Origin of the sequence: Pseudomonas sp. 91RF, assembly GCF_003576265.1 — a bacterium.
In the GTDB taxonomy this organism is placed as follows: domain Bacteria; phylum Pseudomonadota; class Gammaproteobacteria; order Pseudomonadales; family Pseudomonadaceae; genus Aquipseudomonas; species Aquipseudomonas kribbensis.
In genome coordinates, this window is the sequence record NZ_QWFC01000043.1 from 48055 (window position 1) to 62858 (window position 14804).

Annotated in this window: 15 protein-coding genes; 5 read left to right on the forward strand and 10 right to left on the reverse strand. The window is 60.6% G+C overall.

Annotation, left to right across the window (positions count from 1 at the left end; all coding sequences use genetic code 11):
- Window positions 1-27 precede the first annotated feature (27 nt).
- The gene (locus tag DXT77_RS21865; protein WP_119429124.1) at window positions 28-1059 is read left to right on the forward strand and encodes an NAD(P)-dependent alcohol dehydrogenase; all 1032 of its coding nucleotides are present in this window, start codon (window positions 28-30) and stop codon (window positions 1057-1059) included.
- Between the two features lie 80 nt (window positions 1060-1139).
- Here the strand turns inward: DXT77_RS21865 and DXT77_RS21870 are convergent, their stop codons facing one another.
- The 5 genes from DXT77_RS21870 to DXT77_RS21890 all read right to left on the reverse strand — a co-directional run bounded on the left by DXT77_RS21870 (window position 1140) and on the right by DXT77_RS21890 (window position 5586).
- Complete coding sequence (locus DXT77_RS21870; RefSeq protein WP_119429125.1) at window positions 1140-1904, reverse strand: ABC transporter permease; 765 nt, start codon at window positions 1902-1904, stop codon at window positions 1140-1142.
- Window positions 1904-3103, reverse strand: a complete 1200-nt coding sequence (locus tag DXT77_RS21875) for an ABC transporter substrate-binding protein (RefSeq protein ID WP_119429126.1) — start codon at window positions 3101-3103, stop codon at window positions 1904-1906. Before DXT77_RS21875 ends, DXT77_RS21870 begins: the two co-directional genes overlap by 1 nt.
- Window positions 3069-3911, reverse strand: a complete 843-nt coding sequence (locus DXT77_RS21880) for an ABC transporter ATP-binding protein (protein ID WP_119429127.1) — start codon at window positions 3909-3911, stop codon at window positions 3069-3071. Before DXT77_RS21880 ends, DXT77_RS21875 begins: the two co-directional genes overlap by 35 nt.
- A complete protein-coding gene (locus DXT77_RS21885; protein WP_119429128.1) occupies window positions 3908-4978 on the reverse strand; it encodes an acyl-CoA dehydrogenase family protein in 1071 nt (356 codons plus the stop codon). The genes DXT77_RS21880 and DXT77_RS21885 overlap by 4 nt, the downstream gene beginning before the upstream one ends.
- Window positions 4979-5040: 62 nt before the next feature.
- Window positions 5041-5586: a carboxymuconolactone decarboxylase family protein gene (locus DXT77_RS21890; RefSeq protein ID WP_096821635.1), complete on the reverse strand. Its 546-nt coding sequence runs from the start codon at window positions 5584-5586 to the stop codon at window positions 5041-5043.
- Window positions 5587-5690: 104 nt separating this feature from the next.
- Between DXT77_RS21890 and DXT77_RS21895 the strand changes: the two genes are divergently transcribed.
- The 3 genes from DXT77_RS21895 (at window position 5691) to DXT77_RS21900 (ending at window position 7513) form a co-directional block, all read left to right on the forward strand.
- Window positions 5691-6602 (forward strand): AraC family transcriptional regulator, encoded by a 912-nt coding sequence (locus DXT77_RS21895; protein WP_119429129.1) that lies wholly within the window; start codon window positions 5691-5693, stop codon window positions 6600-6602.
- A gap of 105 nt (window positions 6603-6707) precedes the next feature.
- The gene (locus tag DXT77_RS29935; protein ID WP_170929559.1) at window positions 6708-6869 is read left to right on the forward strand and encodes a hypothetical protein; all 162 of its coding nucleotides are present in this window, start codon (window positions 6708-6710) and stop codon (window positions 6867-6869) included.
- A gap of 53 nt (window positions 6870-6922) precedes the next feature.
- Window positions 6923-7513 (forward strand): helix-turn-helix domain-containing protein, encoded by a 591-nt coding sequence (locus tag DXT77_RS21900; RefSeq protein ID WP_173861382.1) that lies wholly within the window; start codon window positions 6923-6925, stop codon window positions 7511-7513.
- Window positions 7514-7594: 81 nt separating this feature from the next.
- Here the strand turns inward: DXT77_RS21900 and DXT77_RS30180 are convergent, their stop codons facing one another.
- Entirely contained in the window at window positions 7595-8104 is a 510-nt protein-coding gene (locus tag DXT77_RS30180; RefSeq protein WP_256663003.1) for a hypothetical protein, read from the reverse strand.
- 390 nt (window positions 8105-8494) lie between these two features.
- On the opposite strand from DXT77_RS30180, the gene DXT77_RS21910 reads away from it, so the two are divergent.
- Window positions 8495-8956 (forward strand): DUF3574 domain-containing protein, encoded by a 462-nt coding sequence (locus tag DXT77_RS21910; RefSeq protein WP_119429130.1) that lies wholly within the window; start codon window positions 8495-8497, stop codon window positions 8954-8956.
- Window positions 8957-9225: 269 nt separating this feature from the next.
- Here DXT77_RS21910 and DXT77_RS21915 read toward each other — a convergent pair whose 3' ends face one another.
- From DXT77_RS21915 to DXT77_RS21930, 4 genes are all read right to left on the reverse strand, one after another.
- Entirely contained in the window at window positions 9226-9675 is a 450-nt protein-coding gene (locus DXT77_RS21915) for a hypothetical protein (RefSeq protein ID WP_119429131.1), read from the reverse strand.
- 159 nt (window positions 9676-9834) lie between these two features.
- Window positions 9835-11202 carry an APC family permease gene (locus tag DXT77_RS21920; protein WP_119429132.1) on the reverse strand — a complete coding sequence of 456 codons (1368 nt, stop codon included), beginning with the start codon at window positions 11200-11202 and terminating at the stop codon, window positions 9835-9837.
- A gap of 41 nt (window positions 11203-11243) precedes the next feature.
- Window positions 11244-13631 (reverse strand): TonB-dependent siderophore receptor, encoded by a 2388-nt coding sequence (locus DXT77_RS21925; protein WP_119429133.1) that lies wholly within the window; start codon window positions 13629-13631, stop codon window positions 11244-11246.
- 107 nt (window positions 13632-13738) lie between these two features.
- Complete coding sequence (locus tag DXT77_RS21930; protein WP_119429134.1) at window positions 13739-14794, reverse strand: substrate-binding domain-containing protein; 1056 nt, start codon at window positions 14792-14794, stop codon at window positions 13739-13741.
- Window positions 14795-14804: the final 10 nt, after the last annotated feature.

Here is a 14804-nt window from a genome sequence, read left to right on the forward strand (position 1 = left end):
CCGCAGCGCCAGACCTGGAGGTGTCCTGTGAGCAATAACACCGAACCGACGACGTTTACCGGATGGGCCGCCACCTCGACCGGCGCTCCGCTGGAGCGCTACAGCTACGATCCCGGCCCGCTCGGGGATGAAGAAGTCGAAGTCGCCGTGGAATACTGCGGCGTCTGTCACTCCGACCAGTCGCTGATCGACAACGACTGGGGCATCAGCCAATACCCGTTCATTCCCGGCCACGAAGTGGTTGGCCGCATCGTGCGTGCAGGCCCGCAGGTTCGCGGACTGGAAGTCGGCCAGCGCGTGGGCATCGGCTGGTACAAGGGCAGCTGCATGCACTGCTCGTCCTGTATCGGCGGCTCCCATCACCTTTGCGCCACCGCCAAACCCACGATTATCGGCAGCCACGGCGGTTTCGCCGATCGGCTGCGCACTCACTGGGCCTGGGCGCTGAAACTCCCGGACAACCTCGACCCCGCCCTCGCCGGCCCGTTGTTCTGCGCCGGTTCCACGGTATTCAACCCGTTGGTGGAATTCGACATCAAGCCGACCGACCGGGTCGGAGTCGTAGGCATCGGCGGCCTCGGTCACCTGGCGCTGCGCTTTCTCAATGCCTGGGGCTGCGACGTCACGGCATTCACCTCGTCGCTGAGCAAACAGGACGAAGCCAAACGCCTTGGCGCGCACAAGGTCGTCGCTTCCACCGACAGCGATGCGCTGAAGGCGATTGCCGGCACGCTGGATTTCCTGCTGATCACCGCCAACGCCAATCTCGACTGGACTGCCATGCTCGCCACCCTGCGCGGCAAGGGGCGACTGCACTTCGTCGGCATCGTACCCGATGCGATTCCGGTGCACGTGTTCAATCTCATCCCTCAACAAAAATCCTTGTCCGCCTCCCCGGTGGGCTCGCCCGCCACGGCGGCGACCATGCTGGAATTCTGTGCACGGCATCAGATCCTGCCGCAGGTGGAGGAATTTCCGATGAGCAAGGTCAATGAAGCGGTCGACCATTTGCGCAGTGGCAAGGCGCGATATCGGATCGTGTTGAACGCCAGCAAATGAATGAAAGGCGCGTGAGTGAAAAACTCACGCGCCTTTTTTTGTCGTGCACCCACCAAGCACATACGTGTCATGCACGGATATCAAGCTGGCGCCCAGCGTCGGTGCAGTCCTCGAGCCAGCGCATCAAGGGCAAATCCGAGTACACCGATCAACAGCACCATCGCCATCAATTCCGAGTAGGCCAACCGATCCCGCGTGTCGAGGATGAAGTAACCCAGCCCTGCGCTGACACCGAGCATTTCACACGGCACCAGCACGATCCACAGTATCCCGATCGACAGCCTAACCCCGGTCAACACGTGGCCGAGCACGCCGGGCAGGATGACTTTGCGCAAGGTTTCCCAGCGTGTGGCACTGAGGCTGCGGCTCAATTGCAGCCAGCGTGGATCGAGCTGGCGTACCCCCGCGGCAGTGTTGAGCAGGATCGGCCAGATCGCGGCGAAGGTCAGCAGGAAATAGATCGGTTGATCGCCCACGCCCATCAGCATGACCACCACCGGCATCCACGACAGCGGCGAGATCATCCGCAGGAACTGAAAGGCAGGTGTGGTCGCCGATTCGAGGTGCCGATAACTGCCGATCATCAGCCCCAGCGGCACGCCAATCAGCAGGGCCAGCAGCAAGCCGACCATGATCCGTTTCAGGCTGACCAGCACATGCTCGTAGAGCTCGGCCCGCCCCAATAACTCAACGAGGCTGACCAACGTCGCCTGCGGCGAAAACCGCGCCGCCAGACCATCGCCCCCACCGGCCAGATGCACCCCCAGCCACCACAGCAGCAACAACCCCAGCAATCCTGCCGCGCCCAGCAACCCGTGGACGATGGGTGAACTCGACTTGCTCATCAGAGACTGAACTCCTCGCTGCGCTCAAAGTCTTCGGGCAAGCCGAACGCCTTCATCCCGCCGACCGCTGCAACGGCGTTGCGCACGAAGCGGTCGTCCACCAGATCCTCGGCCGTGTGCTGCGGATCGAGGCTGGCGAGGAAGCCCTTGTCGCCCTCGATCAGCGTGTCCTTGAGGCGCTTGACCAGTTCTTCGGTGTAGCTGGGGAACGGGTACGGCTGAAAGTCGATGCGCTGCTCGTCCCAATGGCTGTGCTGGATTGCGCCGCTGGTCAGGTATTGCTCGCGATCTGCGGCATCCGGCGCCAGTACGCGGTTCAACACGGTCTGGGCATGGGGCGTGTAGCGGTTGTCGCCGTCCCTGGATAACAGCTTCGCGGCTTCGGCGCGGTTGTCGCGGGTCCAGAGTTGCGCCTTGACGATGGCGTTGACCACTTTCTGCGACCACTCGGGGCGGTTGTTCAGATCCTGCTCGTGCATGAACACCACGCAACAGGCGTGATTGCGCCAGACGTCGCCGGTAAAACGCTGCACCCGCCCGACCTTGAGTTCTTCGGCCAACGCATTGAACGGCTCGGCGACGATGTAACCGGCGATGCGTTTGCCGGCCAGTGCCGGCGGCATATCAGAGGGCGGCAATACCACCAGGTTGACCTCGTTGACGGCCAGCGCGGCGCTTGCCGGTTTGCTCACCGGGAGCAGTCCGTGATCGCGAAACAACTGCTGCACCACCACGTTGTGGATCGAATACCAAAACGGAATCGCCACCGTTTGCCCGGCCAACTGTTTGACCTCGGTGATGCCCGGGGCCACGGTCAGGCCGGAGCCGCCGACATGGTTCCAGGCCACAACCTTGGCCGGCACCTTACTGCCGTAACGGGCCCAGATGGTCATTGGCGACAGCAGGTGAATCACGTTGACCTGCCCCGACAGGAACGCCTCGATCACCTGCGCCCAACTGCGCAACAGCACCGGGCGCTCGGCCTGGATGCCTTCGGCTTCGAACAGCCCGTTGTTGTGCGCCACCAACAATGGCGTGGCGTCGGTGATCGGCAGGTAGCCGATGCGCACCGGCGCATTCGGCTCCGACGCAGCACGGGCATTGAGGCTGTTGAGCAGCGGCAGCGCGCCGCCTGCGGTCAGCAAGGCGCTGAGCTTGAGGAAGTCACGACGTGTGTGAGTGAAGTCGTCCAGGCACATGGTCAATCTCCGACGGTTCGGGCAAAGGTTGGGTAAGTGGATTGCGGCTCGCCCGCCGAAGGGTTTTGAGGATATCGATACGCAGCGCACCCAGTTCGTCCACCAGCTCGGCGCGGGGCTGAGGCAGGTCGACGCGCCATTCGCCGAGGATCCGCGCCGGGCTGTTACCCAGTAGCAGAATCCGCTCGGAAAGCAGCAGGGCTTCGTCAATGTCGTGAGTGATCAGCAGCGCTGCGGTGTTGTGTTCGGCGATCAGTTGCAGCAACAGCTGCTGCATGTCGGCGCGGGTGATTTCATCCAGCGCACCGAACGGTTCGTCGAGCAACAAGACTTGCGGCTGCCGCGCCAGGCACCGGGCCAGTGCAGTGCGCTGGGCCATGCCGCCGGACAACTGCGCCGGGTGAAACTGCCGGGCGTGTTCCAGGCCGACAGCGGCGATGGCGTGGTCGACCCGTGCCTTGCGTTGCTCGGCACTCAGGTGCGGTTGACGGGCGAAGTCGAGGCCGAACGCCACGTTCTTTTCCAGCGTCAGCCAGGGCAACAGGCTCGGGTCTTGAAACGCCACCGCCACCCGTGGATGCGGACCGCTCAGCGGTTCGCCGTGCAGGCTGACGCTGCCGTGCTGCGCCGGTTGCAACCCCGCCAGCACCCGCAACAGACTGGACTTGCCGACGCCGCTGGGGCCGAGGATCGACACCACTTCGCCGGGCTGCAACTGCAAGTCGAACGCCTCCAGCACCGTGTGCCAGCCTTCGGCGCGCGGATAGCCGAGACTGATGTCGCGGGCATGCAGCAACGGCTGAGTCATACCGCTGCTTCCCGTTTCTGCCGTTGCAGTTCGGCGCGCAATTGCACCAGGCTCGGCGTGACGATCGGCACGAACGCCGACTCGCGCCAGCGCCGGGCGAACCCGCTGCCATGTTCGGTCAGATAGGCTTTGCCGCCACTGGCCTGCAACTCCAGTTGCACCGCGCTGGCCGCCGATTCGGCGAGGGCGATGCGCAACTGGAACAGCGCCGCGGGCCTTGCCAGGAAGCGGCCATCGAGCAGGCCCTGTTTGAGTTGCTCCACCGTTTGTTGCAACTGTTCGCGCTGTTCGTGCAGCGGCTCCAGCAGGATCGAGCGACCGTCCTGCAAATGGCTTTGCACTTCGCTCAAGGCGCGCCGCGCCAGACCGATGGCCAGACCACATTGCAAGCCGAGAAACGCCGGACGCACCGCCGGCAAAAATGCCCGCGCATCGTCATGCAGCAACCACTCGCGACCGACCTGAACCTGGGCAAAATCGATGGCGGCCGTGTTGCTCGACTGCAAGCCCATCAGTTGCAGATCCGCCGAACGCAACACACCTGTGGCCTCGCCAGGAATCGCCAGTACAAACGGTGAGCCGCCCTCTTCGTGCTCAATCGCAGCGGCGACGACGAAGCCGCTTTTGCGCAGATTGGTCACCCAATGCAACCGACCACCGAGGCTCCAGCCGTTGCCTTCGGTGCGGGCGCGCACTTGCAGGGCCTCGATGCCCGAGAGGAATTTCATCGCATTCGACAGTCCGGTCGCGCCAGCCAGTTCGCCGCTGATCAATGCGGGCAACAGCCGCTCGCGCAGTGCCACGTTCGGGCTCTGCAGCAGGTATTCGATAAACGCCCTCTGGCCCCAGAACACAAAAGCCGCTGCCAGCGAATGACTGGCCACTTTGGCCAGCACTTCCACGGCGTCGCTGATGTCGCCGCCACTGCCGCCCAATGACGGACTGATACCGACTCGCAGCACATCGGTCGCCGCCAGTTGTGTCAGCACCTGCTGTGGGTCGCCGTCACCCAGGTCCAGGGCCTGGGCGTGAGTGTCCAGCCATTGACTCAATGCCGGATCGAGCATGTCGTTTCTCTCCTTGTACGCAGCGTCAACCATAGACCACGCTGCCTGAATCGCTCCGCCGGTCACGCGCGGTACGGCGCCAGCTCCGGGTTGAGCGGCGTATCGGCGAACACGTTGGCAAAGTTGCACAGGGTTGCCAGGCTCACGCCGAGAATCACTTCCAGCGCGTTGCCTTCGGTGTAACCGGCGGCCTTGAACTGGTTGTAGGTCTGCTCACTGACGTTGCCACGGGTGGCAATCACTTCACGGGTGAACGCCGCCAGCGTCTCAAGCTTTTGCTCGGGAACAGTCGCCCGCTCACGCAATGCGCTGACCACTTCCTGCGGCAGTTTTGCCTTGTTCAGCGCAACGGCGGTATGACCTGCGACACAGAAATCGCAACCATGGTTAGTCGCTGCGATCAACTGCACCACTTCGCGCTCGGCCAGGCTCAACTCGGCTTTGCCATTGAGCGCCGATACCGTAACGTAGGTTTCCAGCGCGGCCGGCGCGTTGGCCAGAACGGCCAGCAGGTTCGGAATGAAACCGGAATTCTTCTGCGCATTCTCAAGAAACGGCCGGGCCGCTTCGGGCGCGCTTTGCAAGGTGTGTAGTGTGACGCGTGACATGGGCTGGACTCCTGTAGTCGGGGTGTCTGGCCAGTCTGTTGGTTATAAAAATTCCGATCCATATTCTAAAGTAGCGATTACTTGCTCCTGAGTGTTTCCATTAGATGATTTCGTCCAGCCCACTGGTTGATTGGTTATTAGAGAGCCTCGAACTCGACGCCAGCCTGTTCCATGTCGGCCGCTATTGCGGCGCCTGGCACGCCAGCACGCATGGCCTGGCGCGGGCCAGTTTTCACCTCATCGTTCAGGGCCATTGCTGGCTGCACATCGAGGGCGAGACTCAGGCCTTACGCCTGAATGCCGGCGATGCGGTGTTCCTGCTGCGCGACCTCGACTATCGGCTGTCCAGCGCTGAAGACTCAGGCATCGCGCAGACCTTGCCGCGCATGACCATGACGGCTCTGGACCGCCAGGCAGAGGATGGCGTCGGGCTGGTCTGCGGGTTCTTCCACTTCAAGTCGGGGCTGTCGTCGCTGATCATCGAAGGCTTGCCGCACTGGATCGTCCTGCGAGCTGGAGATCCTTCCTCCAGTGCGGCGCGGGCCTTGTTCGAGTTGATCCTGGAAGAATGCGAACGCCAGCCGACGCCCTCTTCTGCGCTGCTGGAGCGGCTGAGTCACCTGCTGTTTCTGTATGTGCTGCGCCAGCAGATGGCCGACAACCCGTCACTCGGCGGTCTGGTAGCGCTGGCGCGCAATCCGCAATTCGCGCCGCTGCTGGACCGACTGATCGAGCAACCGCAACTGCCGTGGTCACTGGAAAGCATGGCGGCCTGCATCGGACTCTCACGCTCGGCGTTTTTCAAACGCTTCAACGAACTCGCAGGCCAGTCGCCAGGACAGGTATTGCTGGCACTGCGCATCCGCCATGCCTGCCAGTTGCTGAAGAACCATCACACGGTCGAGCAGGCTTGCGCTGCCGTGGGCTATCAATCGATTGCCGCGTTCACACGGGCGTTTGCCAAGTCGGTGGGGGTGCAACCGGGGGCTTATCGCAAGCAGCATGAGGGGCGCTGATTAAATAACCTAAAAGAATTAATAAATACAAAATCAGTATTTATCGTTATAAAAATATCGGCGTACTCTCAGTTCATCCCGTCATTGATCACAGTGAAGTGCGCCATGAATCCAACCGACAACCTGATCGACTTCGCCGCCTATCGCAAACGCCGTCAAGCCCAGCAACGGGCCCGGGCCATGTGGGAAATGTATGCGCGCAACGCCGGCTACCAGGCTTTTCAGTGGGTGCAGGCCGCTCGTTCCGACGAGCCGCGTCAAGCGTGAACGCACGTGAACCCTCGCGCTTTCTGGCGAGCGCCGACGAACCCGTGCTGGATCTGAACAACCTCGAATCACTGGAAGAAGACCCGATCTGCGAGCGCGTCGCGCAGAACCTGCAACGCCTGCGTGGCAAGCGGCATCTGTCGCTGGATGCCCTCGCCCGCCAGTGCGGTGTGAGCCGGGCGATGCTGGCGCAGATCGAGTCCGGCCGCAGCGTGCCGTCGATCAAGGTGCTGTGCAAAATTGCCAAAGGTTTGAAGGTGTCGGTAGCAGCGTTTCTGGAGCACCGCGCATTCGAAGGTGTGGCCGTTTTGTCGGCGAGCCAGAGTAAACGACTGGTGAGTGCCAGCGGCGCGTTCGTCAGTCGGGCGCTGTTCCCGTTCGACGTGGCGCGCCAATCGGAATTCTATGAATTACGCCTGAGCCCCCTGGGTGAGGATCACTCCGAGGGCCACGGCCCCGGCGTGCAGGAAAATCTGGTGGTGTCCCAAGGCGTGCTGGAGATCAGCGTCAACGACGAGCGTTATCTGCTTTCGACCGGCGACTCGATCCTTTTCTACGCCGACCAGCCCCACCGCTATCGCAATCCGGCCGACAGTGAGGCGGTGGCGTATCTCGTCGTGACCTACCCCGAACGGCTGGACTGAAAACCACCTTCACCGAATCCCGGAAATGCAAAAGCCCCCGCAGTATCAAGCTGCGGGGGCTTTTTCATGCGCTGCCGGAAATCAGCAGGTGCAGCACATCATCGGCATGCCGTTGCAGCTCATCATCATCGGCATGCTGCAGTCGTTCATCATCTTCATCATCAGGGCGCAGCAGTTTTTCATCATGTCCATGTTCATGCCCGGCATCGGCATGATTTTGCACATCATGCAGTCGGCCATCATGGTGCATTCCATCACGCACTTCATCGATGGCATCGGCATGCCCATCATGGGCATCGGCATCATCATGTTCATCATCGGCATGGCCATGGCCGCCTGGGACATGCACATCATGCTCATGTTGCCGCAATGCATCATCATCGGCATGCCGCAGTCCATCATCATCTGCATCATTTCGCAGCTGTTCTTGAACATCGCCATGTCCATGCCGGCGGCCGGCATCATTTTGCACATCATGCCGTCGTCCATCATGTCGCAGCTCATGGTCGCCATCATCATCGGCATGCCCGTCATCGGCATCATCGGCATGTTGGCGTTCATCGGCATTTGCATCGGCATGGCGTTCATCATGGTGTAGCTCCCTGAGGATTAAGAACTGGATGAGAAGTTGATGGAGCGGATTCTAAGGATTGGAAAATCCGCAACAAGCTGTCCATCGAGCAGCAAAAACTGCTGTTCGAACGTTTCAAGTGCAGCGTTCCGTGCGACTTGAACTGTTACAGCAGCAGATTAGACGCAATGACAGATCCGGCAAATGCGATAGCAGGCTTTTGAACGTGAGGGATATGCCATCCAACACCAAGCAAATAACTTAAAGAAATAATCGTTCTAACCAGCGGCCATTATTTTCACTGTGTTTGCTTATTCCATCAGTTCAGCGCCGATCCACTTTTTAATCTTTTATTGCTATTACCACCTCCTCCTATAATTCGGGACAGTTCTTAACAATAAGGAAGTTCCATGCCGCAACGTTTCCTACTGGCAGCACTGTTCCTGGCGGTCGCCGGTTGTGCCAGCCCTCCCCCCGTTTCCGTGCATACCAAAGACCCCGCCAGTTCAACCCTGCAAGGCGATGCCACGCGCCCGGCCCAGGCGCAGTGGGTGCGCACCGAGTTGTATTTCTCGGTGGGGTCGATCGATGGCAAGGAAGGTGTGGTGAGCCCGACGCGCTGGCGCGAGTTTCTCGATCAGGAAGTGACGTCGCGGTTCCCGGACGGTTTCACCGTGCTGGACGCCTACGGGCAGTGGAAGGACCATGACGCGAAAGTGCCTGAACGGCTGGCGACGAAGGTGATTGTGATCCTGCACGAAAGCGGGCCGAAGCGTGAGAGCGATATTGAGGCGATTCGTCTAGCTTATAAGCGGATTACGGGGGATTTGTCGGTATTGCGTTTGTCGCAACCGGCCCAGGTATCGTTCTAATTGCAAGCGACCATTTTACGAAAACGTAGTGGCCTTCAATTGCACGGTTTTCAATAGCTCGTCACGACTGAACGGCCGTATTTCGTTCCTTCGCTGATTCGCCCCCTAGGCTCCCGCGTGCGGCTGCTCATCAATATCCCATCCGACCGTGGTCAGCGGCCTCATGACTGATTCGCTGACCACGCACGATTTCAGGCATCACGCAACTCCAGGTATCGGCACGTCTAACAGTATTAAATACGTCAGCGACTGTTCTATTAAATTATTTACTACTGTAGCTGTTGAAGCTGCTGCTCCAGTCTTTCTATCGTTTGCATATTTCCCTCAAGTATCTGATCCAACTCTGCTGAATGCTGACCCTGCGCCATCATTATGTATTTTTGGTTGTCCTCATACAGCGCTGCGATATGATCCTGCAGCTGTTTTATCTGCGCTTTCTTGATCGCTTCCGGCGAGTACACTATAGGATTGCACGCACCATCGAGCTGAGCCGCCTCTTCCCTGGTCAGCTGGGGCCCGTACCTGTTTTTGCATTCGTTGTAGTGATTTTCAATTATCTCGGCTTGAGTCTGCTGGAAGGGTACTCCATTCAGCCAACCCGAGTTCGGATTGTAGGCGTCGGCGGAAAGAGCGATGTCAGCTGTTGATAAATACAACAGCGTAGAGAAGGGAATAAGTAACGCGGCGACACTGACACCACAGATCGTATTTTTGTCCATGACATGGAACTCCCTAAGAGAGAAACCTGCACTGAAGTCAAAAAATTGAAACGTCAGTGTAGGTTCGGTGCTTACATGTTTTCATCATCATCAAAGGTCGTCACCTGTCAAAAATACCAGCCTTTAGGGCTCTTTTGCTGTGGAGTTAAAAGCGAAGCGTTATATCACTCTGATAGAGAGTGACTTCTGTTTTTTGTCCTGAACCAAACGGCTCAACCCGGCCAATAAGAGAGCGCCGACCACCAATACCCCAATCCCCAGAAGCGCCCCCAATCCCACCACCGTCACGCTGGAATACAGCATGTACACACACAACCCGAAAAACAGCAGCGGCAACAGCGGATAAAGCGGCACCCTGACCGGCCGCGGCACTTCGGGAAATCGCCGCCGCAGAACGATCAACGCCAGACTGCTCAAACTCAGGAACAACCAGTACACCGGCGTCAGATACTCAACCATCGTGTTGAAACCGCTCTGGGTAAAACTGCCAAACAACACCAACAACAACGCCACCGCCCCCTCCGCCAGCAAGGCCTTGCGCGGCACGCCATCGCGTTCGTCCCATTCACCGAAGCGGCGCAGTTGCGGCACGTCCCGGGCGGCTGCGTACGTCGTGCGGGCGCCGACCAGCAGGGTCGAATTGATGGTGGCGATGGCTGCGATGCCGACCATCAGCAGGATCAGCATCACCCCCGGCGCACCGAACGCGCGGTTCAACAACTCCACCGCCGGCGCATTGCTTGCCGCCAGGCCTTCGAATCCCAGCCCTTGGACGAACGCCCAGTTCAGCGCCAGATAGATCGCCATCAACACCGCCAGCGCTCCGAGCATGGCGATGAAGATTCCGCGTCGGCCATCGCGCACTTCCGCCGACAACGTCGCCGCATCGCTCCAGCCGCCAAAGGCCAGAAACACGAAGATCATCGCGGCGGAAAAACCGGACGCCCCCGTGTGCTCAGGCGTGACCGGCGTACTCGGCGCAAGCGGCTCGACGCCTTGCCACACCAGCCACACACCTGCACTGGCAATGCTCAGAAAGCCCACGGCAAGCAGCCCGACCAGAACGGTCTGGGTGATGAAACCAATGTGCTTGCCCATCAGATTCAGCAGCACCAATGCCGCGATGACCGCGCCGGCAAACAGTCCCGCTCCGTACTGTCCCAGCGGAAAAACCGCGTTGAAGTAATCGGCAAACATGAACGCCGACAACGCGATCCACCCGGTGTGCATCACCGAGAAGCGCGACCAGGCAAACAGGAAACCCATGCGCTCGCCATAAGCGGTGCGCAGAAAATGATAGTCACCACCCGGGTGCGGAAACGCGGTGGCCATCTCGGCGAAGCACAGGGCCCCGGCCATCGACGCCAATCCGCCGAGTACCCAGACCCAATAGAATTGTTCCGGCCCGACGTTCAAGGCAACGGTCGGCGCGGTTTTGAGAATATCGGTGGTGATGACCATGCCCAGCGTGATCAGCAACGCCTGGAATACCGGCAAATGGCGTTGGGGGCCGTTGGTTTTACTCATGCGTGATCCTGCAGAGGGTCCGCCATCCATGGCGGCAAATCTCAGAAGCCGTAAGTGGCGCGGGCGTAGTAGTAAGCGCCATTGGTGCCGATCGGCGACAGCACGTCGTACGGCAGGTTGCCGCCGTAATTGATGGCTGAACCGGAGCGCTCCGGGTAGTTGTCGGTCAGGTTGTTGCCGCCCAGTGCAATGTTGAATTTCGGGGTGAATTTGTAGGTCACCTCGGCATCCAGCTGCCAAACCGCGCCATAGGTTTGCTCGGGCTGCGAATCGCCGAAATCGAACACCCGGGTAGTCTCGCCCTGACGGGTCAGACGCCCGAGCAGGCCCCAGTGTTCGCTGGCCCAGTTGGCGGAAAAGATGAAGCGATCCTTGGGTGCCGCATCCGTCAGGGTGTTGGTTTCCTCGACACCCACCAGCGCGTCATTGCCGATACCCAGCGCAGTCAGTTGCGACGGCGTGCCCTTGGTGCTGGTGACCTTGGTGTGGTTGTAGGTGTACGCGGTAGTCAGGCCCAGTTGCCCTTCGTAGAACGGCTGATGGTAGTTGAGCACCAGTTCCGCACCGTGGGTGCTGGTGTCGGCGGCATTGGTGAAGAAGTTCACGTCGTGCACGCCCGGCACGCCGAAGTTGTCATTGATGTAGCTTTCCAGGGCATCACTGCCGATGCGCTGGGACAGCGTGATGCGATCCTTGACGTCGATGCGGAAAACATCAAGCGAGGCGTCAAAGCGTTCGTTCAGCTGGAAGGTCAGGCCGAGGCTGTAGTTGTTCGAGGTTTCCGGATCGAGCTTCTGTGCCCCCAATGCCCGGGCAATCGGGTCGTTGACCGACAGCACACGAATGTCGGTGAGCGTGCCGCCCTCGCCGAAGTTGCTGGTGGTGTTCTGGAAGCCGCTCTGCGCCAGTGAAGGTGCGCGGAAGTTGTTCGACACCGCGCCACGCACCGCCCACTGCTCGGTCAGCTTGTAGCGGCCACTGAGCTTGCCGGTGAGTTTGCTGCCGGCATCGTCGTAATGCTCCCAGCGGGTGGCGGCGTCGACGAAGAACCGGTCGGTGAGATCACCGGACAATTCGGCGTAAGTGCCGAACACGTTGCGATCCAGATCCGATTCTTCGCTCGGGCGCAGGCCATTGGCACCATCAGCCCCGGAACCGATGTAAGAAGCCTCGTCACCGGCAAACGTCAGGTAATTTTCGTAGCGATATTCGCCGCCCAGCGCCAGGACGAACGAGCGGCCGCCGAGGCGCAGCTCACGACTGAAATCCAGGTTGGCGGTGGTCTGGCGCAGCTCGTAATCGCCGGTGTCAAAACGGGTCGGCGAGTCCGCACCGAGGCTGACGTTGAGGGTGCGGCGGGTAGCCGATTCGAAGCGGTTGCGGCCATGGGTCAGGCTGCTGTCGAAGTCCCAATCGTCGCCGATCAAGCCCTTGAAACCGGCGGTGGCGGAAATGTCGGTGTTGTCGCCAAGGGATTGCGGCAGGTAGCCGTTGGGATAGAACTGCGGTTGCTCCGACGGATAACGGTAGAACTCGGCGCCGGTGGTATGACGCTGGTTGTAAGTGCCGAAGCTGTAGGCCTTGCCGCCGGCCAGCGGCAGTTCACCGTTGAACCACAGGTTCACGTCCCGTGCCAGGCCATCGCCCATCACGTAGTTGCGCTGGCCCGGCGTGTCGGCAAAACCATCGAAGCCGGCGCGGTTGGTCGGGTTGCGATTCTTGTACTCGGTACCGCCACGAATGAACCCGCCCTCCTCGCCCAGCCGGGTGCCGATCTTGGCCGTGGTCACACTGTTCTGGCCGTCGGTGGTGGTGCGGTCGATGGCGTCCTGATGAGTGTGATACGCACCGTAACTGGTGGAGATTTCACCGCCTTCGGGGGCGTCGTCGAGGATGATGTTGATCACCCCGGCAATCGCATCGGAACCGTACTGCGCACCGGCGCCGTCACGCAGCACTTCGATGCGCTTGATGGCGCTGATGGGGATCGAGTTGAAGTCCACCGGCGCCGTGCCGCGACCGATTTTCGACGAGTCGTTGACCACCGCCGAGGTGTGCCGGCGCTTGCCGTTGACCAGCACCAGCACCTGGTCCGGGCTCATGCCCCGCAGTTGCGCGGCGCGCACATGGTCGGCACCGCCGGAGTTGGACTGGCGCGGCAGGCTGAACGACGGCAACAGCGTCTGCAACGCCGCGCCCAGCTCGCCGTCGGCGGCACCGGCGGACTTGAGGTCTTCGGCGGTCAGCACATCCACCGGCACCGGCGAATCCAGTACCGTACGCGCCGTGCCTCGGGTGCCGGTGACCAGCACGGTGCCCAGCCGTGTGTCATCGTCGACGCGGGTGGAAGTGTCCTCGGCTTGTGCGGGAAGTTGCCAGATCGCACTGACAACAGCGACAGCCAGTAATGAACGGGAACGGTGAACCATGTGACAGCTCCTTTTATCGCAGCTAATACCCGTCCGCTGCCGACAAAAAAGGAGTCGTCAGTCAGTGCACGGCATATGTCTGCTGTAGTTTTGGGGTGTTGGGATTTTCAGTTCGCCACAGGAATCCACGGCGCCCGCGCGACGTTGGCGGTATCACCGAAGGACGGCAGTTTCTGCCCCAGATCGCGGACGTTTTTCACATCCAGATCCAGCAACTGCTGGCGGGTAATCAGGGTCGGCGGCACCAGCACCTTGTGCCCCGGATTCTCGCCGGCGATCAGCAGCGCCAGACTGCGCACGCTGATCGCGCCGGCCACTTGTGGATTGACCGCCGCCGTCGCCGCCCACGCACTGCCCGGCTCTTTCATGATCTGGATGTCGGCGGTGGAAATGTCGGCGCTGTAGATCTTCACCTTGCTGCTCAGACCTGCCTCGTCGACGGCGATTTTCGCGCCTTTGGCGAACTCGTCGAACGGCGCGAAGATCACGCTGATCCCCGGATTGGCGCGCAACACGGCGCTGGCCTGATCGGCCACGGAGTTGGCAATCGGCGGATTGAGGGTGCCGAACCGCGCCTTCTCGATGATCCCCGGATTGCTCTTCTTGACCTGGCTCCAGATCTCGTCGCGGCGCTCCATCGGTGTGAAACCGCTGATGTAAACGTACCCGGCGTCGAAGCGGGTGCCGTTGTCCTTGACTGCCTGATCCAGCGCCAGACGCGCCAGCGCGTGGTGATCCTGCTCGACTTGAGTCACCTGCGGTGTGTTCAGATCGACGTCGAAGGCAACGACCTTGATGCCTTTGGCCAGCGCACGGTCAATCGGCCCCTTGAGGGTTTCGGCCAGGCCCAGTTGCACGATGATCCCGTCCACTCCGAGGTCGGCCGCCTGATCGATCATTTCGCCCTGACTGGCCGCCTGCTGCCGGGCATCGAACACCCGCAGGTTGGCGCCCAGTGCCTCGGTCTGTTTCTCGACGCCGCGCAGGTAGGCCTCAGGGAAATCCCCGGAGAACAGATAGCCCACCAGCGCAATTTGTACCTGACCTTTATCGAACGGTGCCGGTGCACCCGGCAAGGCTTTAGCCTGGGCATTGAGCGCCAGTGCCGAAAGCAAGGCGCCGGTGAGGCAATGACGTGCAAACTGTTTGATTGAACCGTGCATGGATCTTTCC